Source organism: Phytoactinopolyspora alkaliphila (assembly GCF_010550695.1).
Lineage (GTDB): Bacteria > Actinomycetota > Actinomycetes > Jiangellales > Jiangellaceae > Phytoactinopolyspora > Phytoactinopolyspora alkaliphila.
The window spans coordinates 1-22,686 of sequence record NZ_JAAGOB010000022.1; the positions used below are offsets into that span (position 1 = coordinate 1).

Genomic DNA, 22,686 nt, shown 5'->3' on the forward strand with positions numbered 1-22,686 from the left:
GGCCTTTCCGCTCGACTTGCATGTGTAAAGCACGCCGCCAGCGTTCGTCCTGAGCCAGGATCAAACTCTCCATTAAGGTTCATATAGACACCCCACCCACAAAAGGGGCAAGGCACCAAACCAAAAGAAGAAAAACAATCCCAGCAAAACAACAAACCCCCCACAAACAAGAGGCCTGCTGCTCTACCAAAGGAAAATAACCTCACGAACCCACACCCCAAAAAGGAGCACAAGCCCGCAAAACGAGGCCAAACAAACAATTGGCATCAACATTCAAACTTGGCACGCTGTTGAGTTCTCAAGAATCGGACACATCTTGCTGCACCTCTTATGTGGAGGATTTTGCAAGGCGATCGATTTGTTGCTATTATCTTAGGCTTTTCCCGATCGTCGCGTCAAATTCGGATCTTGCCCGAATCTGCCGCGTGGAGAACCGTTCAGACCCTCCTCGGGGCAACCCGTCTAGCTTACAACATCCGGTGGCTCGGATCAAGTCCGCGTCGACCTTCTGTTGCCACTCTCCCCGCGGTCCAGTTTGGCACCGATGGTGCCATCCCTGTGACGCTCGTTGAGGGTGGGCTCTCACGGTCCGGCCGCCGATCCCGGCGTCCCGCACCCCGTGGGCCTAGAGAAACTTACGACCTTTCCCAAGGAAGGTCAAACGCCCAGGACGTGACGCCGGCCACGTTCCGAAACACCAGGTCAGGACAGGTCGACTCCACCGACCGTCCGCTTGCCGCGCCTCAGGACGAGCCAACGGCCGTGCAGCAGATCCGAGCGGCGCGGGCGCGCCTCCGGCCCCATACCGGGATCGATCCGGACGTTGTTGACGTAAGCCCCGCCCTCGGCGAGAGCACGGCGTGCCGCGGATCGCGATTCGGCGAGTCCAGCTTCGACGAACAGGTCCACGTAGGCCGGCAACTCCTCGCCGGCTTCCACGTGTGGCGCGCCAGCCTCGGCGAGGGCAGCGCCCAGGATCCGCTCGTCGAGCTCGTCCAGGGCTCCACGGCCGAAGAGGGCCTGGGATGCGGCCACCACGTTCGCTGCCTCATCGGCGCCGTGCACAAGAGCTGTGAGCTCTTCAGCGAGTAGACGCTGGCCCGCCCGCGCCGCAGGGCGTTCGACCGTTTGCTTCTCCAGCTCCTCGATCTCGTCCCGGTTCCGGAAGCTCATGACCCTCAGGTGGCTCACGATGTCCGCGTCGTCGAGGTTGAGCCAGAACTGGTAGAAGCCGTAGGGCGAGAGCATGTCCGGGTCCAGCCAGACTGCCCCTCCAGCAGTCTTTCCGTACTTGGTGCCGTCGGCTTTGGTGAGCAGCGGGGTCGCCATGGCGTGCACCGTGGCCCCTTCGACTCGGCGGATCAAGTCCACGCCCGCCGTCAAATTCCCCCACTGGTCGCTCCCGCCGGTCTGTAGAACGCACCCGTGCCGGCGGTAGAGCTCAAGAAAGTCCAGCGCCTGGAGGATCTGGTAGCTGAACTCCGAGTACCCGATGCCGATGTCAGAGTTCAGCCGAGCCGCGACCGCTTCCTTGGCCATCATCTTGTTGACCCTGAAGTGCTGCCCGATGTCCCGGAGGAATTCGATGGCACTCAGCGGCGCCGTCCAGTCCAGGTTGTTCACCATTGCAGCGGCGTTCGGGCCGTCGAAGGCGAAGAACGGCTCCACCTGGCGTTTGATCCGCTCCACCCATCCGGCTACGACGTCGAGGCTGTTCAACGTGCGTTCCCGGTCCGGGTTGGGGTCACCGATGAGGCCGGTGGAGCCGCCGACGAGCGCAAGCGGCTTGTGCCCCGCGAGCTGGAACCGGCGCGCGGTCAGCAATTGCACGAGATGGCCGTGGTGCAGGCTGGGCGCGGTGGGGTCGAAGCCCACATAGAACGTGACCGGACCGGCTGCCAGAGCGGCTCGCAACGCCTGCTCGTCCGTCGACTGCGCGATCAACCCGCGCCAGTGCAGCTCGTCGATGATGTCGGTCACGGTCCTCAGGTCTCCTTCGAGGGGTCAAGTGGATAGTGCCATGTTCCCGCACCGGCATTTCCGCGGCATCCCGGTACCTCCGCCGGCAGCGGCCGGATGAGGCCGTGCCGCCGGGCGCGATCACCCGTCAACCCTATGCCGTCGCTTTGGCTGGTGCACCGGGCAGACAGCGACGGTGTGACCGGCCGTGGGAAATGGCTGCCGTCGCCCCGGGACAGTGGTTCTCGGCTTCGTAACTCGTTGTGACTAGCGTCCGAGCCGGATGTTCACGGCCATCCTGTATGCGCCGCCGGCGGACGGACCCCCGGCCGTCGTCACTGACCCACTCTTCCGTCGATGCACTCGCGCAACAGGTCGGCGTGCCCGCAGTGCCGGGCATACTCCTCGATCCTGTGAACCATCAACTCCCGGGCTGCGATCCCGTCCTTTCCCAGACGCTCGCCCAGGTCCGGGTGCTTGGCCAGCTCAGCGTCGGTTGCGGCCTGCTCGCGCGCCAGATCGGAGTACGCAGCGTCGACCTCGGCCTGCTCGGAGACAGCGCCGTCGAAGTCCGCATCCTTCTCGCCGTACAGTTTCGGCAAGGGATCACCGTCCTTGATCCAGTTACGCCAGTCCCGTTCCACCTCGGCGAGGTGCCGAAGCAGGCCGAGCAGCGACATCGTCGACGGCGGAACTGACCGACGGGCCAGTTGCTCGGCATCCAGGCCCTCGCACTTCATCCGCAGGGTCATGCGATAGCTCGCCAAGTAATCCTGCAGCGTCACAAGCTCGCCGTCCGCACTGACACCTTCGCTGTTGCGTGGGTCGTCATCCGGGTCGGCCCACATGTCGGTGTAGATGGTTGCCTGGCTCCATCGTGCAGGTTGACCACTCATGCGGTTCATCCTCGTCTGTGACGACACGAGTTCGCTACTGGGTTTCACGGCTGGCGCTCTCGAGGATCTGGTCCGCGGGAAGGCGAGGAACCCTTCGTGCCGGCGCCGGGCTTGCACGCTCCGGAGACCTCGCCGGTGGCATCGGTGAGGGCGGCGGCCGTGGGTGAGATACCGGTTCCGGACCCGATCACCGACGGCCGGGCAGCGTGACGGACTGCCTGGTCTTGGCCGCTTCCTTGCTCCAGACCTCAGCGAGGCACTCCCGCGAACGTCTCACCTGCGGCGTGTTACTCCTGCGCGGTACTTGGACACTGTCACGTCGCCCTCGATCCAGAAGCGCCATGGGAAGTGCGTGCCGTCACCCCCGGGCCCGGCTACACCGACGCGCGGACCGGTCGCCACCTCGTGCGGGCGCTGTCCATTTCCGGTTGCCTGCCATACCTCCAGCGACAGGCTTCCGTCGCGCTCGGTCAGGTCCGTACCGTTGTGCTCCCGGACAAGGCCGAGCGACGACGCCAGCCGCGCCGGCCCGCGGGCCAGGTCCCGGGGTGTCCGGGCCGCCGGCCGGCGAGCCTGGGCGAGCTCCACGCCCTCGATCACCTCACCAGCGCGCAGAAGCACCGCCGTTGCCGTGCCCTCGACACCACAGACCACGTTGGCGCAGAAGTGCATGCCATAGGTGAAGTACACGTACAGATGACCAGCCTCGCCGAACATCACCTCGTTGCGGGGCGTCCGGCCGCGATACGCGTGGGAACCCGGGTCGTCGCTCCCCATGTACGCCTCGACCTCGGTCAGTCTCACCGCCACCGGTCCGTCGTCGCTCGTCCGCCGGATCACGCAGCCAAGCAGGTCGGGCGCCACCTCGATGGCCGGCCTGGACAGCCACTGGCGCAACAGTGATCCGGACAGGGGCACGGACGTATTCGACACGCTCGAGAGCCTAATAGTTCGAGACGTCGCGCCGAGCCACGACGAACGGTACCGAGCCATGAGAATCGGCACCCACGTGGTCAGCTCACCGGCTCCAGGAAGACTACCGGGATGACGCGGTACGTGTTGGACTCATAGGTCCGGTAGCCGTGGTAGGCGGACAGCACCCGGGGCCACCACTCCGCCCGTTCCTCGGGTGTGGCAGTGCGGGCGCGCACCGGCATCTTCGTGGAGCGAATCTGCACCTCCGCTCGGGGGTCGGCCTGCAGGTTCTGGTACCACTGCGGATGGTTGGGCCGCCCGCCCCAGGACGCGATGACCACCGGGGTATCGCCGTCGGTGAGATACAGCAGCGGCACGCGGTGCGGCTTGCCGGTCTTCCTCCCGCGGGTGGTGAGCAGGAGCATGTCGTTCTTGACCAGCCGGCGACCGATCAGCCCACCGGTGATCCGATACAGAAAGATGTGCAGCCTGGAGAGTCGTCGAGCCGTGATGTCACGCATGATCCACCTCTACCCTGTCGCAACGGTGACCATCCTGCCGCATCGAGCGGGTCTCACGGTCCCGCCGAGCCTTGATCATCCGGCACGAACTCAGCTCGGACACCGACGAGGCGCACCGGACGCCGGTCCGTGAACGCCTCGAGCGCCGCCAGCGCGCTGAGTTCCATGGCGTGCGGGTCCGTCGTCGGCCGCTGCGTCTTCCGTCCGTGCGAGGAGGTGAAGAACGGCGCGTACCTCACCTTGACCACCATGCGCGCGACGTCGCGGCCATCCGGGGACACGTCGGCGGCGACCTTGTGCGCGAGTTCGACCACCGCAGCCCGGACCTCGTCCCAATCCTCGAGATCCTGCTGGAAGGTCATCTCCCGGCTGCGTGAGCGCACCACGTGCGGCGTGTCCGACACCCGCGCGCTTGCCCGGCCGCGCCCGATCTGGACGAGCCACGGTCCGGTCGCCGGGCCCAACGCCGCGCCGAGCCGGTCCGGGTCGGCGTGCGCCAGCTGCCGGACCGTCTCGATCCCCAAAGCTGCGAGCCGCTTCGCCGTCTTGCTCCCGATGCCGTACAGCGCATCTGTGGGCCGGTCACCGAGCACGGCGAACCAGGTGTCGTGAGTGATCCGGAAGATGCCGGCCGGCTTACCGAATCCGGTAGCCAGTTTGGCCTGCAGCTTGTTCTGGCCGATGCCGACTGAGCACTCCAGTCTCGTCTCGGCCAGGACTCGCTCCTGGATGCGCCGGGCCGTCACCTCCGGCTGATCGTGATCGACGCCGACGAACGCCTCGTCCCAGCCGAGGATCTCCACCACCCCGAACTCCTTCAGCGTCCGCATCACATCGGCCGAGGCCGAGTCGTAGGCGTCCTTGTCGACCGGCAGGAACACGGCGTCGGGAAGACGACGGGCGGCCACGCGCAACGGGATGCCCGAGCGTACGCCGTGCACCCGGGCTTCGTAGGACGCCGTGCTCACCACTCCGCGCTTGGTGGGGTCGCCGTCGCCTCCCACGACGACGGGCTTCCCACGCAGCTCGGGGTGGCGCAGCACCTCGACCGCGGCGAGGAACTGGTCCAGATCGACGTGCAGCACCCAGGCCATACCTCATTCTGCCTGGAGCGGCGGCCGGCGCCGGCAAAGGCTTCACCCTCGTCCCGCCTCCTGGTCACCTCCTCGTTGAGGTCCACCGGCACGATGCGGCCGTGGCCGCTCTCTCCCCTACGGCCGCGAACACCTCGCCGGCTGAAGGCCACCAGAATGTCGGCGAATCTGAACGCGAGCGGGCCGCACTCCGGACAGAGCGTGGCTCACCTTCACTTCCATGTCGTGCCTCGATGGCCCGATGACGACGCCGACCTGTGGCCGTCGGTCGATCACAGCATGTGATCGACGGTGACGCCCGGGCACTCCTGGCATCCGCGCTCACGGCCGTCGCGTGAGGTGGTCGTACTCGGACCAGGTCAACGTCCTCCCGTCCCGGCCCACGTCCTGGCGACCGTGATCTCGGCCCGGATCGCCGCGAGCTGGTCCCGTACGCGGTCCGGGGCCGTCCCGCCCTTCGCGGACCGGGACGCCAAGGCACCCGGGACCGAGAGCACGTCGCGCACGGCGGGCGTCAGATGCGGCGAGACAGCTACCAGATCGTCGTCGTTGAGATCCCACAATTCGATCCCGCGCTTCTCGCACACCTGGACGCACGCACCGGCGACCTCATGCGCCTCCCGGAACGGCACACCCTGCCGGACCAGCCACTCGGCGATATCCGTGGCCAGCGAAAACCCCTGCGGGGCGAGCTCTTCCAGCCGTGCGGTGTTGAATCGCAGCGTGGCGACCATTCCGGCGAAGGCCGGAAGGAGCACGGTGAGCGAATCGATCGAGTCGAACACGGGCTCCTTGTCTTCTTGCAAGTCGCGGTTGTAGGCGAGAGGCAGCGCCTTCAGCGTGGTCATCAGTCCCGACAGGTTGCCCACCAGGCGCCCGGCCTTGCCGCGTGCCAGCTCGGCGACATCGGGGTTCTTCTTCTGCGGCATGATCGACGAGCCGGTGGCCCACGCGTCGTCGAGCTCCACGAACGAGAACTCCTTGGTGGCCCAGAGAATCACCTCCTCGGCAAGCCGGGACACATCCACACCGATCATCGCCAGGACGAATGCCGCCTCGGCAGCGAAGTCCCGGGAGGCGGTTCCGTCGATGGAGTTCTCCGTCGCGCTGGAGAAGCCCAGCTGGTGCGCAACGTACTCCGGGTCGAGTCCCAGCGACGAGCCGGCCAGGGCGCCGGACCCGTACGGCGACACGTCGGTGCGCCGGTCCCAGTCCCGCAACCGGTCGACGTCCCGCAGCAATGCCCATGCATGGGCCAGCAGATGATGCGACAGCAGCACCGGCTGCGCGTGCTGCAGATGCGTGCGGCCGGGCATGGCCACGCCAAGGTGAGCGTCCGCGTGCCCAGCCAGGGCTTCCACGACATCGAGCACCTGACCGGCGACCACCCGGGCCCCGGATCGCAGGTACATCCGGAACAAAGTCGCGACCTGGTCGTTGCGGGAGCGTCCGGCACGCAGTTTTCCGCCCAGTTCCGGTCCGGCCCGTTCGATCAGGCCACGTTCCAGCGCGGTGTGGACGTCTTCATCGTCGGGCGCCGGGGCGAAGTCACCCGAGGTCACGTCGGCGGCGAGGCGGTCCAGGGCGCGGATCATCGCGGCCAGCTCGTCGTCGTTCAGCAGTCCGGCGCGATGCAGGACGTTCGCGTGCGCCTTCGAGCCGGCGACGTCCTGTGGCGCGAGCCGCCAGTCGAAATGAGTGCTCTTCGACAGGGCCGCCAGCGCCGCTGCCGGTCCCCCGCCAAAGCGCCCGCCCCATAGGCTCACCGAATTCATGCCTCTCCCTTACCCGTGCGTCCTGCAGAGTGAGCGCCAGGGGGCTCGATGTGCAGGACGCAACGAACCGCAAATGGTCAGGTGTTCTTCTGGTCGCGGACCGCGGCGAGCTTAGTCGACATACCGAACAGCTCGATGAAGCCCTTGGCGTTGGACTGGTCGAAGGTGTCGCCAGTGTCGTAGGTCGCCAGGCCGAAGTCGTACAGACTCTGTTCGGAGCGCCGTCCGGTCACCACGGCCCGCCCGCCGTGCAGCGTCATCCGGATCTCTCCGGTGACGTGGGCGTTCGCCTCGTCGATGAAACCGTCCAGCGCCTTCTTCAGCGGCGACGACCACAGGCCGTCGTAGGCCAGCTCACCCCAGCGCTGATCGACGGTGCGCTTGAACCGGGCCAGCTCCCGTTCGACGGTCACGCTCTCCAGCTCCTGGTGCGCGGTGATCAGCACCAGCGCGCCCGGCGCCTCGTACACCTCGCGGCTCTTGATCCCGACGAGCCGGTCCTCCACCATGTCCAGCCGGCCGACACCCTGGGCGCCCGCCCGCTGGTTGAGCAGTTCGATGGCCTGGAGCATGGTGACGGTCTCGCCGTCGATCGCCACCGGGCGGCCGGCCTCGAACGTGATGATCACCTCGTCGGGGTCTCGCGGCTCGGCCGGGTTCTGCGTGTAGCTGTAGACATCCTCGGTGGGCGGATTCCAGATGTCCTCGAGGAAGCCCGTCTCGACGGCCCGCCCCCACACGTTCTGATCGATCGAGAACGGGTTCTTCTTCGTGGTCTCGATCGGCAACTGGTGTTTCTCCGCGTACTCGATCGCCTTGTCCCGGGTGAGGGCAAGATCGCGCACCGGTGCGATGCACTTCAGGTCGGGCGCCAGCGCGGCGATGCCCACCTCGAATCGGACCTGATCGTTGCCCTTGCCGGTGCAGCCGTGCCCGACGGTCGTGGCACCGTGCAGACGCGCCGCCTCCACCAGGTGCTTGACGATCACGGGTCGCGAGAGAGCGGACACCAGTGGATAGCGGTCCATGTACAAGGCGTTGGCCTTCAGCGCCGGCAGGCAGTACTCGTCGGCGAACTCGTCCCGGGCATCGGCGACGTATGCCTCGACCGCGCCACAGGCCAGCGCCCGCTTGCGAATGGTGTCGAGGTCTTCACCTCCCTGCCCGACGTCGACGGCCACCGCGACGACCTCGGCCCCGGTGGCCTCGGCGATCCAGCCGATGGCGACCGAGGTATCAAGGCCCCCGGAGTATGCGAGGACGACCCGCTCGTTTGGTGCAGACATGATCGGCTCCTAGGAGTTCGAGGTATCGGTGTCGGTGTCCGGGGCGGTGCCTTGAGCGGCGCCGTCCGCCGGCGAGTGCTCCGGGACGTGGCCCTCCGCGAGCGCGAGGAACCACGCGGCCACCTGTTCGCCCCCAGCCGGATCGGCGCTGATCACCAGCACGGTGTCGTCGCCAGCGATGGTGCCGAGAATCTCCGGGCGCGCGGCGTGGTCGATCGCCGAGGCGAGGTACTGCGCGGCGCCCGGGGGTGTGCGCAGCACCACGAGATTGGCCGATGAGCGGGCCGAGACCAGGATCTCCTCGCAGACCCGGATCAGCCGCGCGTCGATAGTGCCTTCCTCGGCCGGCCTGGGCGTGCGGTCCCCGCCCTCCCCGGGGAGTGCGTAGATCAGCCAGCCCATCGAGTTGCGGATCTTCACTGCGCCCAACTCGTCGAGATCACGCGAGAGCGTGCCTTGAGTGACGGCGATGCCGTTCTGCGCCAGCTGGTCGGCCAGCTCGGACTGGGACCGGATGGGTCTGCGGGCGAGGATCTCCGCGATCTGCCCGTGCCGGGCAGCGCGTGTGGCCGGGGCCGTCATGACGCACCTCCGTGGTGGCACCGGAACGGCAGCACGCCGCTCACGTCCGCTCCAGTAGCCAGGTCAGCAGCGCCTTCTGCGCGTGCAGCCGGTTCTCCGCCTCGTCCCACACCGCACTGGCCGGCCCGTCCATGACGTCGGCCGCGATCTCCTTGCCCCGGTAGGCCGGCAGGCAATGAAGGACGACGACGCCGTCGGCCGCGGCGTCCACTGCCTCCGAGGTCAGCGCGTACGGCACGAACGGCGCTTCCCTGCCGGCCGCCTCGTCTTCCTGGCCCATGGAGACCCATGTGTCCGTGGCCAGCACGTCGGCGCCGGTGAACGCATCGGCCGGATCGACGACGTGCGCGACCGAGCCCCCGGTCGCCTCGGCCAGTTCGGCCGCCCGGACGACGACGGCCGGATCCGGCGCGTACTCGGCGGGCGACGCGATCCGCACGTGCATGCCCGCGTTGGCGCCGGCCAGCAAGTAGGAGTGCGCCATGTTGTTGGCGCCATCGCCCGCATAGACCAGGGTCAACCCGGCGAGTGTGCCCTTGCGTTCCCGAATCGTCTGGAGATCGGCCAGCAGCTGGCACGGGTGGTACTGGTCAGTCAGCGCGTTCACCACAGGCACCGAGGATGCCGCCGCCATCGCCTCCAGCCGAGTCTGGTCGAACGTCCGCCACACGATGGCTGCGCACTGGCGGTCAAGCACCCGGGCGGTGTCCTCGATCGGTTCGCCCCGCCCCATCTGGGACGTCTGCGCGTCGATCACCAGCGGGTAACCCCCGAGTTCGGCGATGCCCACGCTGAACGACACGCGAGTGCGGGTGGAGTGCTTGTCGAAGATGACCGCGACCGCCTTCGGCCCATCGAGGGGCCGGCTGGAGAACCGGTTCTTCTTCAGCTCGTCGGCGAGATCGAGGACCTCGGTGAGTTCGTCCGGCGACAGGTCGTCGTCGGCGAGGAAATGCCTGGTCATCGCATCTCCTTCACGGTGTCGAGCAGAACGGGAAGCGCGCCGAGAAACTCGTCGGCCTGCTGGCGGGTGAGAATCAACGGCGGGGCCAGGCGCACCGCGTCGGGTGCCACGGGATTGACGATGAACCCCGCGTCGAGGGCGCCGGATGCGAGCTGCGGCGCCACCGGTGCGGCCAGAGTGAACGCGAGCAGCAGGCCGCTGCCGCGGACGTCCTGCACCATCGGATGGCCGAGCTCGCCAATGCCGGTGGCCAGGTGCCGCCCGACCTCACGAACACCTGCCAGGAGGTCGTCCCGCTCGATGGCGTGCAGCACCGCCAGACCCGCCGCGGCGGACACGGGATTCCCACCGAACGTCGTTCCGTGCGACCCCGGCCCCAGCAAGTCCGCGGCGGCACCGAACCCGAGGCACGCACCGATCGGGATGCCACCACCGAGGCCTTTGGCCACCGTCAGTACATCCGGGGTGATCCGCTCCGACGTGTGCGCGAACCACTGGCCAGTGCGCCCGATGCCGGTCTGCACCTCGTCGATGATCAGGAGCGCTCCATGGCGTGCGGTGATCTCCCGGGCTGCGGCCAGGTAGCCGGGCGGTGACGGGCGTACGCCTGCTTCACCCTGGATGGGTTCCAGGACAACGGCCGCGGTCTCGTCGTCGACAGCGGCACGCAACGCGTCGGCGTCCCCGTACGGAACATGCACCACGCCGGGCGGCAGCGGCTCGAACGGCTCCCGGATGGCCGGCTTCCCGGTCATGGCCAACGCGCCCATGGTCCGCCCGTGGAACGCGCCTTCAGCTGCCACGATCTTGGTGCGGCCGGTGCGGCGGGCGATCTTGAAGGCCGCCTCGTTGGCCTCGGTTCCGGAGTTCGTGAAGAACACCTTGCCGGGCGTCGGCGCGTCGATCAGCTCAAGCAGCCGCTCGGCCAGTGCCACCTGCGGCGCCGACGCGAAGAAGTTCGACACATGCCCCAATGTGGCGAGCTGTGCGGTCACCGTGGACACCAGGAGCGGATGCGCGTGGCCGAGGCTGTTCACCGCCAGACCGCCGAGCAGGTCGAGGTACCGGCGGCCGTCGGCATCCCAGACATAGCAGCCCTCGCCGCGAACGAGGACCCGCTGCGGGGTGCCGAACGTGTTCATCAACGCCTGTCCGTACCGCTTGGTCCACAGCTGCGTGCTGGTGACCTCGGCGTCGCCGGGCAGGCCTGGCACGGCAGCTGTCTGTTCCGAAGGCACGCTCATGACGGCACCACCATGGTCCCAACTCCTTCGTCGGTGAAGACTTCGAGCAACAACGAGTTCGGCAGCCGGCCGTCGATGACGGTGGCCTCCGGCACGCCACCGTCGACCGCCCGCAGACAGGCCCGCATCTTCGGCACCATTCCCGCGGACAGTCCGGGCAGCAAGCCCGCAAGCTCTGCCGCCGTGATCTCCTTCACGATCTCACCACTGCTCGGCCAGTCCCGATAGAGCCCTTCGACATCGGTGAGAACGACGAGTTTCTCCGCCTCCAGCTCGACCGCCAGCGCAGCGGCCGCGGTGTCCGCGTTGACGTTGTGCACCACGCCGTCGACGTCCGGGGCCACCGAGGAGACCACCGGGATCCGCCCGGCATCGATCAGATCGAGGAGCGCGTCGGCGTTGATCTCTGCGATGTCGCCGACGAGGCCGATGTCCAGCTCCTCACCGTCGACGACGGCCGACTGCCGCTTGGCGGTGAACAGGCCGGCGTCCTCACCGGAGAGGCCGACGGCGAACGGGCCATGAGAATTGATCAGGCCCACCAGCTCCCGCCCTACCTGCCCGACCAGCACCATCCGCACGACATCCATCGCCTCCGGCGTGGTGACCCGCAGGCCGCCGCGGAACTCGCTGGCGATGCCCAGCTTCTTCAGCATCGAGGAGATCTGCGGTCCACCGCCGTGCACCACCACCGGCCGGAGCCCGGCCAGCCGCAGGAAGACGATGTCGTCCGCGAACGCTCTCTTGAGCTTGTCGTCGATCATGGCGTTGCCGCCGTACTTGATCACCACGATCTTGCCGTGGAATCGTTTCATCCAGGGCAGCGCCTCGACCAGGACGCCGGCCTTGGCGAGCGCCTCATGCTGCGTGATCACTGGCCGCACCTCCCTGGCAGTCCCTTGCGTCCTGCAACCCGAGCGTCAGGCGCCACGACCTGCAGGACGCAAGAGATTCCGGTGTGTCTTTCGGTCATGTCGAGTACGCCGAGTTCTCGTGCACGTAGTCGTGCGTCAGATCACTGGTGAACACCGTCGCGGCGGCGTCCCCGGCGCCGAGGTCGACCTCCACCAGCAGGTGGCGGCCGGACATATCGACGTTCTCCGACGGTTCTCCCGCCTGGGTGCCTCCGGCCCGGCACACCTGCACCCCGTTCATGGAGACGAAGATCCGCTCCGGTTCGAACACCGCATCGGTGGTGCCGACGGCCGCCAGTACGCGCCCCCAGTTCGGGTCCTTGCCGAAGACCGCGGCCTTGAACAGGTTGCTGCGGGCGATGGACCGGCCCACTGCCACCGCGTCGTCCTCGGTGGCGGCGCCGGCCACCGCGATCTCGATGTCATGATGGGCGCCCTCGGCGTCGGTCCACAGCTGTTTGGTCAGATCGGCACAGACCGCGGTGACGGCCGAGGCCAGGTCGGCGGCGTCGGGCGTCACGCCGGAAGCGCCACTGGACATCAGGAGCACGGTGTCGTTGGTGGACATGCAGCCGTCGGTGTCCACGCGGTCGAACGTCGTACGTGTCGCCGTGCGCAAGGCCGCGTCGAGGGTCGCGGGATCGGCTACAGCGTCCGTGGTGATCACGACGAGCATGGTGGCCAGACCAGGTGCGAGCATCCCCGCACCCTTGGCCATGCCGCCTACCGTCCAGCCGTCTGCGTGAGTGACCGCCTCTTTCGACCGCGTATCCGTGGTCATAATCGCGGTGGCGGCGGCGTTCCCGCCGTCGCTGGACAGCCTGGCGGCAGCCGCCCGGATACCCGCCTCGAGCTTCGGGCGGTCCAGAAGCGGACCGATCAGGCCGGTGGAACAGACCGCGACGTCGAACGCGGCGCCGCCAATCAGTTCGGCGACCAGTTCCGCGCTGGCGTGCGTGGTCTGGAATCCTTCGGGGCCGTTGTAACAGTTGGCGCCACCGGAATTGAGCACGACGGCGTCGACCTTCCCGTCGCCGGTGGTGCGCTCGCTCCACAGCACCGGATTGGCCTTGCAGCGGTTCGACGTGAACACGGCCGCTGCGTCACGCCGTGGTCCGTCGTTCACGACGAGTGCGACGTCCGGCTTGCCGCTGGGCTTCAAGCCGGCGACGGCACCGGCCGCGCGGAATCCGGCGGCGGCGGTGACAGACATGGAACAGCTCCTTGTCTCAAGAGGAAGAAATGGGCCGCGAAGAGGCGCCGCACGGGCGCCTCCTTCGTCGGCGCCGTGGCCGCCCGTTCTCGGCTGCGTGCCATGCTCGCCTCACGTGGCTGCCGGCATTCACGGCGCCACCCCGGCGGTGGGCAATCCGAGTGTCTCGGGAAAGCCGAGCGCGAGGTTGGCGCACTGAATCGCCGCTCCCGCGGTGCCCTTGGCCAAGTTGTCGATCGCCGCGATCGCCACCAGGCGACCGGCCCGCTCGTCGACCGTGACCTGGAGATGAGCGGTGTTGGCCCCGAGCGTCGCCGCCGTCGTCGGCCATTGGCCCTCGGGCAACAGGTGGACGAACGGCTCGTCGGCGTAGGCGTTCTCCCATGCCGGGCGTGCCGCCGCGGCGTCGGCGGTCAGCTTCGCGGTGACCGTGGCGAGAATACCGCGGCTCATCGGCACCAAGGTCGGCGTGAAGGACAGGCTTACCGGCGCGCCGGCTGCCGCGGCGAGGTTCTGCTCGATCTCCGGGATGTGCCGGTGCACCCCGCCCACGGCGTACGGCGTGGCCGCGCCGAGAATCTCGCTGGCCAGGAGATGCGGCTTGAGCGCCTTGCCTGCGCCGGACGGACCGTTGGCGAGCACGGCGACGATGTCATCCGGCGCGATGACACCGGCCGCGAGACCGGGCGCGATCGCGAGGCTCACCGCGGTGACGTTGCATCCCGGCACCGCGATCCGCCGGGCATCGCCCAGAGCGGATCGCTGCTTGGTTCCGTCCGCGTGTACGAGTTCCGGGAGGCCGTACGGCCAGGTTCCGGAGTGCTCGGTGCCGTAGAACCGGCTCCAGGCCTGTGGATCGGTGAGCCGGTGGTCAGCGCCGCAGTCCAGCACGAGTGTGTCCTCGGGGAGCTGGGCGGCGATGGCCCCGCTGGCACCGTGCGGCAGTGCCAGCACCACCACGTCGTGTCTGGCGAGCACCTCGGGTGTACTCGCCTCGATCATCCGGTGAGCAATCGGTGTGAGCTGGGGGTGGACCTCGCCCAGTGTCTTGCCGGCGCTGCTGTGCGCGGTGACGGCACCCACCTCGAATTCCGGATGCCCCATCAGCAGGCGCAGCAGTTCGCCGCCCGCGTATCCGCTGGCTCCCGCTACCGCGACCTTCGTTCCCATGAGCATGAGTATGCGGGTTACTGCATCATCATGCAACCGCAATCGACCCTCAGGTGGTCATGCCGCCGTCGGGAACGAGATCCGCCGCCACCGACCGGGCGTGCCGGGCGGCGTCCGGAACCGCCTCGATACTCGCCGCCACCGACGCGCCCTCATGGAGGAGGAACAGCGTTCTCCCGAGCGCCTCGGGCGGTTCCGCACCGGCGGCCGCGGCCAGTCCGGTGAGATAGCCGAGCATCCAGCGCTTCTGCTCCGCGATGACGGCGCGCGCCGGGTGATCCGCGGCCGGCAACTCCGCCAGGGCGTTCACGAAACCGCAACCGCGCGAGTTCTCGCGCTCGGCCCAGGCCGCGAGAGCGTCGAACGTGGCGAGGATCTGGTCCCTGGCTGGGCCGCCGGGCTCGTCGACCTGCTCGCGCAGCCACTGCCGCCACCGCTCGTCCCGCTCCTTCAAGTACGCGGCGACCAGCCGATCCTTGGACCCGAAACATGCATAAAGCGTCTTCTTGGTGATGCCGGCGGCGGACGCGACGGCATCGACGCCAACGGCATGGATGCCCTGCGTGTAGAACAGCTCCGCGGCGGCGTCCAGGGTACGCCGCCCAGCCGGGGTGAGAGCTTCACCCATGACGTGCCTCCAGATTCCTGGCTACTATACTGACCGGTGGGTTGACATGCTGCCATTCTCGTGTTTCCGTGGTAACCACACTGGTCGGTATATCACGAAAGGACAGGCACGTGCGTGCAGTTCTCCTCACCGGATTCGGCGGACCTGAGAAGCTCGAATACCGCGACGACGTGCCGGATCCGCAGGCCGGGCCCGGCGAGGTACGGGTCAAGGTCGGCGCCACGGCGTTGAACAACACGGACATCTGGACCAGAGAGGGCGCGTACGGCTCGCCCGGGGATCCGGGAGCCACAGCCGGCTGGCGCCGGGAACCCCTGCATTTCCCCCGCATCCAGGGAGCCGACGTCGCCGGGCAGATCGATCAGGTGGGTCCGGGTGTCCCGGAGTCACGCATCGGTCAGCGGGTCCTGGTCGACCCGACCATCTACCAGGGCGGCGAGCGCGAGCTCGCCGTCACCGACCTGCTCGGCAGCGAGCGCGACGGCGGCTTCGCCGAGCTCGTGACCGTGCCGGCCGAGAACGCACACCCGGTGGACGGCCCACTCAGCGACGCAGAGCTAGCCACCTTCCCCACGGCGTACACCACGGCGATGCGGATGCTCAACCGGGCGGCGGTCCGGCAGGGCGAGACACTCGTCGTCACCGGCGCGTCGGGAGGGGTGGGCTCGGCGCTGATCCAGCTCGCCAACGTCCGGGGCGCGCACGTGGTGGCCGTGGCCGGCAAGGGCAAGCACCGCCAGGCGCGTGAGCTGGGCGCGGCTGCCACCGTGGAGCGTGACGCCGCGGACCTGGCGGCGGCCGTCGAAGCCGCGGCGCCGGGGCGCGAGATCGACGTCGTGGCCGACGTGGTCGCCGGTCCGTCGTTTCCGGCCCTCATCGCCATCTTGCGTCCCCTGGGCCGCTACGTCGTCGCCGGCGCGATCGCGGGCCCGCTGGTCGAGACCGACCTGCGCACGGTCTACCTCAAGCAGCTCCAGATCGTCGGCTCGTCGTTCGGCACTCATGAGGACTTCGCCAAGCTGCTGGAACACATCCGGGCCGGCCAGTTGAAGCCGCTGCTGGCGGCGAGCTACCCCCTGGCCGAGCTGCGTGCCGCGCAGGAGCAGTTCGTCGCCAAGGGCTTCTTCGGCAAGCTCGTCGTCACTCCGGCATCGGCGTGAGGCGGCGAGCGTCGATGACCCTGGGCGGCATCGAGGTCATGACCTTCGACGTGGTCGGCACGCTGATCGACTTCGAAACGGGCATCCTGGACTGTCTTCGGCCAGTGGTCCGCGGTGCGAGCCTCACGGTCGGCGACCACGACCTGCTCGAAGCTTTCGGCCGGGCGGAAGCCGAGCAGGCCCGAGAGACACCCGAGCTTCCCTTCACCCAGATGCTGGCGCCGATCTATGGCCGGATGGCCGCGGATCTGGGCCTTCCTGACAGAGCCCCGCAGGCCGAGGCATTGCGCGAGTCGATACCCCGGTGGCCGGCCTTCCCTGACGCGGTAAACGCCCTCCGCGATCTCGGGCACCACTACCGGCTCGTCGCGCTCACCAACGCCGACAACTGGGCGCTCGACGCCATGTCGGCGACGCTGGGCTCGCCGTTCGACGACGCGGTCACGGCCGAGGACGTCGGCGTGAACAAACCCGATCCGCAGATGTTCGCCTACTGCCTGGGACGGCAGAGTGTGCACGGCTATCAGCGCGGTTCGGTTCTGCATGTGGCGCAGAGCCAATTCCACGACATCGGCGCCGCGCACGCGCTCGGCCTGCGGACCTGTTGGGTGGAACGGCGCCAGGGCAGGCACGGCTTCGGCGCCACACCGGCGCCCGCCGCCGTCACCACGCCCGACCTGCACGTCTCCTCACTCGACGAACTGGCTCGGGCCTCCCGGGAAGCCTACGGCTGACGGCGCAGTACTGAGCCGGCACGCACGCCCGTCGGCTCGCCATTCTCGAGGGCCACCTGGCCGCCCATCAGAACCGTGTTCACGCCGGCCGACAGCTGCCACGGGTCCGCGAACGTGGACCTGTCCACGACGGTGTCCGGGTCGAAGACGACCACATCGGCGACGGCACCGGCCCGGATGACGCCCCGGTCACTCAGCCCCAGCCGCGAGGCGGGCAACGAGGTCATCTTGCGGATCGCGTCCGACAGTGTGAGCACACCCCGTTCGCGCACGTAGTGGGCGAGGACACGAGGAAAGGTGCCGAAGTTGCGGGGATGTGGCCGACCCGGCCCGGACGGGCGCATCACCCAGCCATCGCTGGCCACGGCTACCCGAGGATGCCGCAGGACCGTCTCCACGTCGGCGTCGCTCATGCCGTGCATCACCACCGCGACCGCGGCGTCATGTGCCTCGAGTATGCGCAGGGTGGCCTCGGCGTCGTCGACACCCTCGACCCGAGCGACGTCGGCCAGGCTCAGACCGGCCGCCTCCGAGAACCGGCCCTCCCCCACATCGGCAATGACGACCTTCTCCGGCGCGAGGCTCTGGCCCACCGTCGAGCGCAACGCGTCCAGGATCCGCTCGCGCCCGGCCGGATCCGCCAGCCGGCGCAGCAGGTCGCCGGTGCCTCCGTCTAGGGCCCAGGTCGGCAGCCGCGTGGTGAGCGTCGTGCTCGACGCCGTGTAGGGGTAGACGTCGGCCGCCACGTCAAGGCCGCGCGAGGCGGCGTCGTCGATCATCGCCAAGGCGTCGGCCACCTTGCCGTGGTTCCGCGGTCCCGCAGCCTTCAGATGTGAGATCTGCAACCGCGCCGCGCCCTTCTCGGCCGCTTGGATCGCCTCGTCCACAGCCTCCAGCAAGCGCTCGGACTCGTTCCGGATGTGGGTGGAGTACAGCAGCCCATGAGCGGCCGCCACACCGACCAGGTGACGGACCTCATCCACGGTCGAGTAAGTGCCGGGCGCGTAGATGAGGCCGGTGGAGAATCCGTACGCCCCCGACGTCGCGGCGGCCGACAGAAGGTCCGACATCGCGGTCAGATCCTCGCCGGACGCGGACCGCTCAGCGGCGCCCATCGCCGCCAGCCGCAGCGACGAGTGGCCTATCTGCGCAGCGACGTTGACTGCCGGACGTCTTCCGGTGACGGCCGCGGCGAAGCCGTCGTGATCGGTCCAGTCCCAGCTCAGCTCCGGGGCGAAGAACGCGGAGGCGGCCTTGGCCTCGGCCAGGTCCGCGACTGGAAAGGGCGAGAACCCGCAGTTGCCCGTCAGCAACGTGGTGACGCCCTGATACAGCTGCGTGGTGGCGGCCGGCCAGCCTTCGATGCTGAAGTCCGCGTGCGAGTGCAGATCGATGAAACCGGGTGCGACGACATACCCCGACGCGTCTATCACCCTGTCTCCCGTCAGACCAGGCTCCACGGCCCGGATCCTGCCGCCGGTGATGCCCACGTCGGCCGTCGCCGGCTCCGATCCGGTGCCGTCGATCACGGTGCCGCCCCGGACGACGATCTCGTGGTGGCTCATGATCGCAGCCTAACGAACACCCGCCGGCCCACGGATACCGACGTTATCGGGGTGATCACCCGGATGATGTCGGTACGCCGCCCAACATGGATGACGCACCCTCAGCGTGCCCGCGCGGCATCGACCACCATCCGGGCCGCGCCGGCGATGACGCTGCCGGCCGGACCTCCGCCCGCCGCCTGTTCCGGCAGATCCGTGCCCAGAGCCGCGAACGCCACCTGCCGCCCATCGAACTCCAGGAGGCCGACGTCGTGCCGCACACCCTCCAGCTCCCCGGTCTTGTGCCGGCATACCACGTCAGGTCCCAGCGCCGCCGGCATCCGGTCATTGACCTGCTGGCGCCCGAGAATCTCCAGGGCGTGCTGCCTCAGCTCCACTGACAGCACCGTCTCGCCGGCCAGCAGATCGAGCAGGAGTGCCTGATCGTCGGCGGTGGTCACGTTGTCCCGGCCCTGACGGGCTGCCTCGAGGTCCATCAGGCGTCGTTCCAGCCGGGTGTTCCGTGCGCCCAGTGCCGCGACCCGGCGGGCGACGTCGTCGACGCCGAGCATGCCGATCACCATGTTGGCGGCCGTGTTGTCGCTGATCCCGATCATCAGCTCCAATGTCTCGTCCAGCCGAAGTGCCCGGACGGACGGCAGAAGCCTCAGCACACCGCTGCCGCCCACCCGCTCGTCGGGAACCCGCAGGACGGAATCGAGCCTGCACCGCTCGGCCTCGACGTCCTGCAGCGCCAGGACCATCAGCGCCACCTTGATGGTGCTCGCGGCGGGCACCACAACGTCGCCCCGCACCGACGCCACCGCCCGGCCCTGCTCACGGACTGCGAACGCCCACGTACCCGGCGACTCCGCCGCCAGCCCCGCCAGCTGCTCGCCGAGCGTCCCGGCGCTGTGTCGGGGCCATGCCGGCATCGGTTGTCTCCTCACAGGACGGCGAACAAGACGGCGAACAGGACCAGGGTGGCGCTCATGATCGCCCATCCGTTGAACAGCATCATCTTCAGGTTCGACGAGCGGGCCAACCCCATCTGCCCGATCATGTCCGCGTTGGGGAACGGCCCGAACCAGTCGATCTGGCTGCCGCCCAGCAGGGCTGCCGCCCACGCCGTCGGCGGAATCCCCAGAACCGCCGCGATCGGCCACAGCAGCTCGTTGATGAGCACCACCTGCGCCACTGCCGCGCCGGCGATGCCGACCCAGCCGACCACCAGCGCGAGCATGAGGAACGGCCATGGCCCCGCGGATTCCAGTGCCGGGCGCAGCGTATCCAGCATCGCCTCGTAAGCGCCGGACTCCTCCATCATCACCAGCAAGGGGTTGAACAACCAGAACAGGAAGAACAGCCACAGGAGAGCGGCCGCGCCCGCGTAGAACGACGCCAGCGCGTCGGCAGGGCGCATGCCGCCCGCGAGCGCGGTGACGATGGCGGTCACGATCATGACGACGATCGCGTACGCGAAGCCCGCTTCGAGGATGACGCCGAGCACCGCCATCGCGACGATGGTGCCGATGAACGCCACCGCTGCCCGCTTCTCCCGGCCAGTGGGCACAGCGTCGGCCGTCTGCAGTTCGGCGACGTCCTGCTCCGTGTACTGCTCGGCGCCTTCGGTGCGGCGCTGGATGTAGCGCGCCATGAAGAAACCGGTCACCCACACCACCACCGCCATCGGCAGGCCGGCGGTGATCAGGTACTCCAGGTAGCTGATGCCGGCCGCCCCGGTGATGGTCACCACGGGCGGTGTGAACGGGCCGGTGACGAGCCCGGCGGCGCCTCCGGCATGCAGCATCGCCGCCACCGACGGCCGCGACCTGGCGACCGCGGCGGCTACCGGGATGACGATCGGGGCGAGGATCGCGTTGGCGCCTGCCAGCGTGCCCAGTGCGCCCACCAGCACGGTGGACGCCAGCATGATCCCGATCTGGATCCGCACCGGGCTATCGACGCCGATGCGGTGCAGGAGCATGCGGACCAGCGTCTGCGCCGCCCCCGTGTCGGCCGCGATCCGGCCGAGTCCGGCGCCGAGCATGATGATCAGGCCGATGACGGCGATGAAGGAGCCCAGAGACTCGGACATCATGGTGCCGATCTCCAGCGGCCCCTGGCTGGTGAGGACGAACCCCACCACGACCGCCGCTCCGGTCGCGAGGACGACGTTCACCTCGAGCAACACCAGGACGACGTACACAAGGATGGGAAGCAGGCCCCACCACCCCAGCTGGTCCGACGTGGCGTTGACCACCACGGCGGCGAACAGCGCGGCGACGAGAAGCCCGGTGGCTACCCGGAGGCGCCGCCGGGACCGTTCTTCACGATCGACCGCGAGCGGTGCGGACGTCATGCTCTCTCCCGTAGGTCGACGATTGCGCCTGCCCACGGCGGCGCAGGCTGATGGACGTTCACAAGATCTTCACCGTACAAGTAACTCGGACAGAGGTCTAGGCCACGATCGTCGCGTCCTCCTGCTTGGCCAATCTGGCCGCTCGCCCTATCGGCGCTGCATACGAGCGGTATCCCGGGAAGAACGGGAGGCCGTGAGGACCGTACCTTCGCATGAGCACCGGCTGATGTCTTGACATCAGAAAGCGGTTTCCCTAGCTTCCTTGCAAGTCGTCGTCGTCCAGCGAACGGTCCGGCGCCGCCGCACAGCCGGTAGCTCAATTCCGGGACCTGCACAGCTCGAGGAGATCACGATGACGTGTGGCGAGACGCCGCCCCGACGAAACGACAGGGCCTCCGGTGCCCGGAGCTCCGCCTTGATTCGAGCCGCGGCGGGTGGCGCGAGCGCCGTCCTGCTGCTCGCCGCTTGCGGCGGAGCCGACGACACCGCCGATGGTGGCGATGTGACGCTCCGATTCACCTGGTGGGGATCCGATGTCCGCCATCAGGTCACCCAGGAGATGATCGAGGCGTTCGAGGCGGAGCACCCCGGGATAACCGTCGAAGGTGAATTCGGCGAGTGGTCCGGCTACTGGGACAAGCTGGCCACCCAGGTCGCCGCCGGCGATGCCCCGGACATTATCCAGATGGACGAACTCTACCTGCGCGAATACGCCGGACGCGACGCCCTGCTCGACCTGGCGACGCAGGATGCCCTCGACACCACCACGTACGACGAGTCCACGCTGGCCACGGGCGAGTTCGACGGCGGCATCTACGGCCTCTCGGCCGGTGTCAACTCGCTCAGTGTCTTCGCCAACCCGGCCATCTTCGACGAGGCCGGCGTCGAGCTTCCCGACGACCAGACGTGGACATGGGAAGACTTCCGCGAACTCGCGGCGGAGATCAGCGAGCAGACACCCGACGGCGTGTACGGGGCGGCGTCGTTCAGCGGTGCGGAGTCCGCCTTCACGGTGTGGGCGCGTCAGCACGGTGAGTCGCTGTACGGCGAAGACGACGTCGCGTTCAGCCCCGGGACCTTGGCCTCGTTCTACGAGTTCGCGCTGGAACTCGAGGAGATCGGCGCGGCTCCACCGGCGACTCGGACGGTGGAGGACTACACGATCGCCATCGACCAGAGCCTGCTCGCCACCAACAAGGTCGCCATGGGCTTCGCCTGGAGCAATCAGATTCACGCGTATACCGAGATGTCCGGTGAAGACATGGTCCTGCTGCGCATGCCGAGCCAGACCGGCGCGGCGACGGACAACGGCGCGTTCTACAAGTCATCGATGTTCTGGTCCGTGTCGTCGCGTACCGAGCACCCCGAGGAAGCAGCGATGTTCCTCGACTTCATCGTCAACAGCGAGGAAGCGGGCCAGATTCTGCTCGCCGAACGGGCACTGCCACCGAACGGCGAGATTCGCGAGGCCATCAGCGAGCAACTGTCAGATGCCGACAAGCATGCCGCGGCGTTCATCGAGGACATCGCCGGCGAGATCGAGGGCCCGCCTGCTCCGCCGCCCGTCGGCGCCGCCGATACCCAGCAGATATTCCAGCGTTACTCCAGCGAGGTGCTGTTCGAGCGCACAAGTCCCGAGCAGGGCGCACAAAGCTTCGCCGACGAACTCAGCTCCAACCTCAGCAGCAGCTGACGGCTTCGACCACCCGGTGGCAGGCCGGCGCG

At 68.2% G+C, this 22,686-nt stretch carries 21 protein-coding genes and 1 rRNA gene; 4 read left to right on the forward strand and 18 right to left on the reverse strand.

Translation table 11 applies throughout. The annotated features are described in order from the left end of the window. The 6 genes from G1H11_RS24500 to G1H11_RS24525 all read right to left on the reverse strand — a co-directional run. Positions 1-76: ribosomal RNA gene (locus tag G1H11_RS24500) — 16S ribosomal RNA — on the reverse strand; the annotation flags it as partial. Positions 77-702: 626 nt separating this feature from the next. After that, on the reverse strand, positions 703-1,980 hold the full coding sequence (gene tyrS / locus G1H11_RS24505) for a tyrosine--tRNA ligase (protein WP_163821289.1): 1,278 nt from the start codon (positions 1,978-1,980) through the stop codon (positions 703-705). Positions 1,981-2,294: 314 nt separating this feature from the next. After that, positions 2,295-2,855, reverse strand: coding sequence for a DinB family protein (locus G1H11_RS24510; RefSeq protein ID WP_216844113.1), 561 nt, complete (start codon positions 2,853-2,855; stop codon positions 2,295-2,297). Between the two features lie 273 nt (positions 2,856-3,128). Then, positions 3,129-3,788 carry a DNA-3-methyladenine glycosylase gene (locus G1H11_RS24515; protein WP_343074919.1) on the reverse strand — a complete coding sequence of 220 codons (660 nt, stop codon included), beginning with the start codon at positions 3,786-3,788 and terminating at the stop codon, positions 3,129-3,131. A gap of 80 nt (positions 3,789-3,868) precedes the next feature. Then, the gene (locus tag G1H11_RS24520; RefSeq protein WP_163821294.1) at positions 3,869-4,291 is read right to left on the reverse strand and encodes a nitroreductase family deazaflavin-dependent oxidoreductase; all 423 of its coding nucleotides are present in this window, start codon (positions 4,289-4,291) and stop codon (positions 3,869-3,871) included. A gap of 53 nt (positions 4,292-4,344) precedes the next feature. Beyond that, positions 4,345-5,385: a DNA polymerase IV gene (locus G1H11_RS24525; RefSeq protein WP_163821295.1), complete on the reverse strand. Its 1,041-nt coding sequence runs from the start codon at positions 5,383-5,385 to the stop codon at positions 4,345-4,347. A 156-nt stretch (positions 5,386-5,541) separates the two neighbouring features. Here G1H11_RS24525 and G1H11_RS27325 point away from each other — a divergent pair, with 156 nt between their 5' ends. Beyond that, positions 5,542-5,670 (forward strand): HIT family protein, encoded by a 129-nt coding sequence (locus G1H11_RS27325; RefSeq protein WP_216844115.1) that lies wholly within the window; start codon positions 5,542-5,544, stop codon positions 5,668-5,670. 74 nt (positions 5,671-5,744) lie between these two features. On the opposite strand, the gene argH is transcribed toward G1H11_RS27325, so the two are convergent. From argH to G1H11_RS24575, 9 genes are all read right to left on the reverse strand, one after another. After that, a complete protein-coding gene (argH, locus tag G1H11_RS24535) occupies positions 5,745-7,160 on the reverse strand; it encodes an argininosuccinate lyase (protein WP_163821297.1) in 1,416 nt (471 codons plus the stop codon). 77 nt (positions 7,161-7,237) lie between these two features. Next, a complete protein-coding gene (locus G1H11_RS24540) occupies positions 7,238-8,446 on the reverse strand; it encodes an argininosuccinate synthase (RefSeq protein WP_163821298.1) in 1,209 nt (402 codons plus the stop codon). 9 nt (positions 8,447-8,455) lie between these two features. Continuing rightward, complete coding sequence (locus G1H11_RS24545) at positions 8,456-9,028, reverse strand: arginine repressor (RefSeq protein ID WP_163821300.1); 573 nt, start codon at positions 9,026-9,028, stop codon at positions 8,456-8,458. A 40-nt stretch (positions 9,029-9,068) separates the two neighbouring features. Then, complete coding sequence (gene argF / locus G1H11_RS24550; RefSeq protein ID WP_163821302.1) at positions 9,069-9,992, reverse strand: ornithine carbamoyltransferase; 924 nt, start codon at positions 9,990-9,992, stop codon at positions 9,069-9,071. Then, the gene (locus G1H11_RS24555; RefSeq protein WP_163821304.1) at positions 9,989-11,236 is read right to left on the reverse strand and encodes an acetylornithine transaminase; all 1,248 of its coding nucleotides are present in this window, start codon (positions 11,234-11,236) and stop codon (positions 9,989-9,991) included. The genes argF and G1H11_RS24555 overlap by 4 nt, the downstream gene beginning before the upstream one ends. Next, a complete protein-coding gene (gene argB / locus G1H11_RS24560) occupies positions 11,233-12,051 on the reverse strand; it encodes an acetylglutamate kinase (protein ID WP_163821324.1) in 819 nt (272 codons plus the stop codon). Before argB ends, G1H11_RS24555 begins: the two co-directional genes overlap by 4 nt. A 154-nt stretch (positions 12,052-12,205) precedes the next feature. After that, entirely contained in the window at positions 12,206-13,363 is a 1,158-nt protein-coding gene (gene argJ, locus G1H11_RS24565; RefSeq protein ID WP_163821305.1) for a bifunctional glutamate N-acetyltransferase/amino-acid acetyltransferase ArgJ, read from the reverse strand. 129 nt (positions 13,364-13,492) lie between these two features. Next, the gene (argC, locus tag G1H11_RS24570; protein WP_163821307.1) at positions 13,493-14,533 is read right to left on the reverse strand and encodes an N-acetyl-gamma-glutamyl-phosphate reductase; all 1,041 of its coding nucleotides are present in this window, start codon (positions 14,531-14,533) and stop codon (positions 13,493-13,495) included. Positions 14,534-14,582: 49 nt separating this feature from the next. After that, positions 14,583-15,161: a TetR/AcrR family transcriptional regulator gene (locus G1H11_RS24575; protein WP_163821309.1), complete on the reverse strand. Its 579-nt coding sequence runs from the start codon at positions 15,159-15,161 to the stop codon at positions 14,583-14,585. Between the two features lie 110 nt (positions 15,162-15,271). Here G1H11_RS24575 and G1H11_RS24580 point away from each other — a divergent pair, with 110 nt between their 5' ends. Further along, on the forward strand, positions 15,272-16,321 hold the full coding sequence (locus G1H11_RS24580) for a zinc-binding dehydrogenase (RefSeq protein ID WP_163821311.1): 1,050 nt from the start codon (positions 15,272-15,274) through the stop codon (positions 16,319-16,321). Positions 16,322-16,335: 14 nt separating this feature from the next. Further along, positions 16,336-17,055 carry an HAD-IA family hydrolase gene (locus tag G1H11_RS24585; RefSeq protein WP_163821313.1) on the forward strand — a complete coding sequence of 240 codons (720 nt, stop codon included), beginning with the start codon at positions 16,336-16,338 and terminating at the stop codon, positions 17,053-17,055. Here G1H11_RS24585 and G1H11_RS24590 read toward each other — a convergent pair. From G1H11_RS24590 to G1H11_RS24600, 3 genes are all read right to left on the reverse strand, one after another. After that, positions 17,046-18,620, reverse strand: coding sequence for an N-acyl-D-amino-acid deacylase family protein (locus G1H11_RS24590; RefSeq protein WP_163821315.1), 1,575 nt, complete (start codon positions 18,618-18,620; stop codon positions 17,046-17,048). The genes G1H11_RS24585 and G1H11_RS24590 overlap by 10 nt on opposite strands. Positions 18,621-18,721: 101 nt before the next feature. Beyond that, positions 18,722-19,534, reverse strand: a complete 813-nt coding sequence (locus tag G1H11_RS24595) for a serine hydrolase (RefSeq protein WP_163821317.1) — start codon at positions 19,532-19,534, stop codon at positions 18,722-18,724. 11 nt (positions 19,535-19,545) lie between these two features. Beyond that, on the reverse strand, positions 19,546-20,961 hold the full coding sequence (locus tag G1H11_RS24600; protein WP_163821318.1) for an SLC13 family permease: 1,416 nt from the start codon (positions 20,959-20,961) through the stop codon (positions 19,546-19,548). 415 nt (positions 20,962-21,376) lie between these two features. On the opposite strand from G1H11_RS24600, the gene G1H11_RS24605 reads away from it, so the two are divergent. Continuing rightward, positions 21,377-22,654: an ABC transporter substrate-binding protein gene (locus G1H11_RS24605; protein WP_216844116.1), complete on the forward strand. Its 1,278-nt coding sequence runs from the start codon at positions 21,377-21,379 to the stop codon at positions 22,652-22,654. Positions 22,655-22,686 lie beyond the last annotated feature (32 nt).

Bases quoted from the DNA above. Each gene is read 5' to 3' on its own strand.
- G1H11_RS24510 (WP_216844113.1), bottom strand. From the start codon at position 2,855: ATGAGTGGTCAACCTGCACGATGGAGCCAGGCAACCATCTACACCGAC.
- G1H11_RS24520 (WP_163821294.1), bottom strand. From the start codon at position 4,291: ATGCGTGACATCACGGCTCGACGACTCTCCAGGCTGCACATCTTTCTG.
- G1H11_RS24525 (WP_163821295.1), bottom strand. From the start codon at position 5,385: ATGGCCTGGGTGCTGCACGTCGATCTGGACCAGTTCCTCGCCGCGGTC.
- G1H11_RS27325 (WP_216844115.1), top strand. From the start codon at position 5,542: ATGTCGGCGAATCTGAACGCGAGCGGGCCGCACTCCGGACAGAGCGTG.
- argH (WP_163821297.1), bottom strand. From the start codon at position 7,160: ATGAATTCGGTGAGCCTATGGGGCGGGCGCTTTGGCGGGGGACCGGCA.
- G1H11_RS24540 (WP_163821298.1), bottom strand. From the start codon at position 8,446: ATGTCTGCACCAAACGAGCGGGTCGTCCTCGCATACTCCGGGGGCCTT.
- G1H11_RS24545 (WP_163821300.1), bottom strand. From the start codon at position 9,028: ATGACGGCCCCGGCCACACGCGCTGCCCGGCACGGGCAGATCGCGGAG.
- argF (WP_163821302.1), bottom strand. From the start codon at position 9,992: ATGACCAGGCATTTCCTCGCCGACGACGACCTGTCGCCGGACGAACTC.
- G1H11_RS24555 (WP_163821304.1), bottom strand. From the start codon at position 11,236: ATGAGCGTGCCTTCGGAACAGACAGCTGCCGTGCCAGGCCTGCCCGGC.
- argB (WP_163821324.1), bottom strand. From the start codon at position 12,051: ATGAAACGATTCCACGGCAAGATCGTGGTGATCAAGTACGGCGGCAAC.
- argJ (WP_163821305.1), bottom strand. From the start codon at position 13,363: ATGTCTGTCACCGCCGCCGCCGGATTCCGCGCGGCCGGTGCCGTCGCC.
- argC (WP_163821307.1), bottom strand. From the start codon at position 14,533: ATGGGAACGAAGGTCGCGGTAGCGGGAGCCAGCGGATACGCGGGCGGC.
- G1H11_RS24575 (WP_163821309.1), bottom strand. From the start codon at position 15,161: ATGGGTGAAGCTCTCACCCCGGCTGGGCGGCGTACCCTGGACGCCGCC.
- G1H11_RS24585 (WP_163821313.1), top strand. From the start codon at position 16,336: ATGACCCTGGGCGGCATCGAGGTCATGACCTTCGACGTGGTCGGCACG.
- G1H11_RS24590 (WP_163821315.1), bottom strand. From the start codon at position 18,620: ATGAGCCACCACGAGATCGTCGTCCGGGGCGGCACCGTGATCGACGGC.
- G1H11_RS24595 (WP_163821317.1), bottom strand. From the start codon at position 19,534: ATGCCGGCATGGCCCCGACACAGCGCCGGGACGCTCGGCGAGCAGCTG.
- G1H11_RS24600 (WP_163821318.1), bottom strand. From the start codon at position 20,961: ATGACGTCCGCACCGCTCGCGGTCGATCGTGAAGAACGGTCCCGGCGG.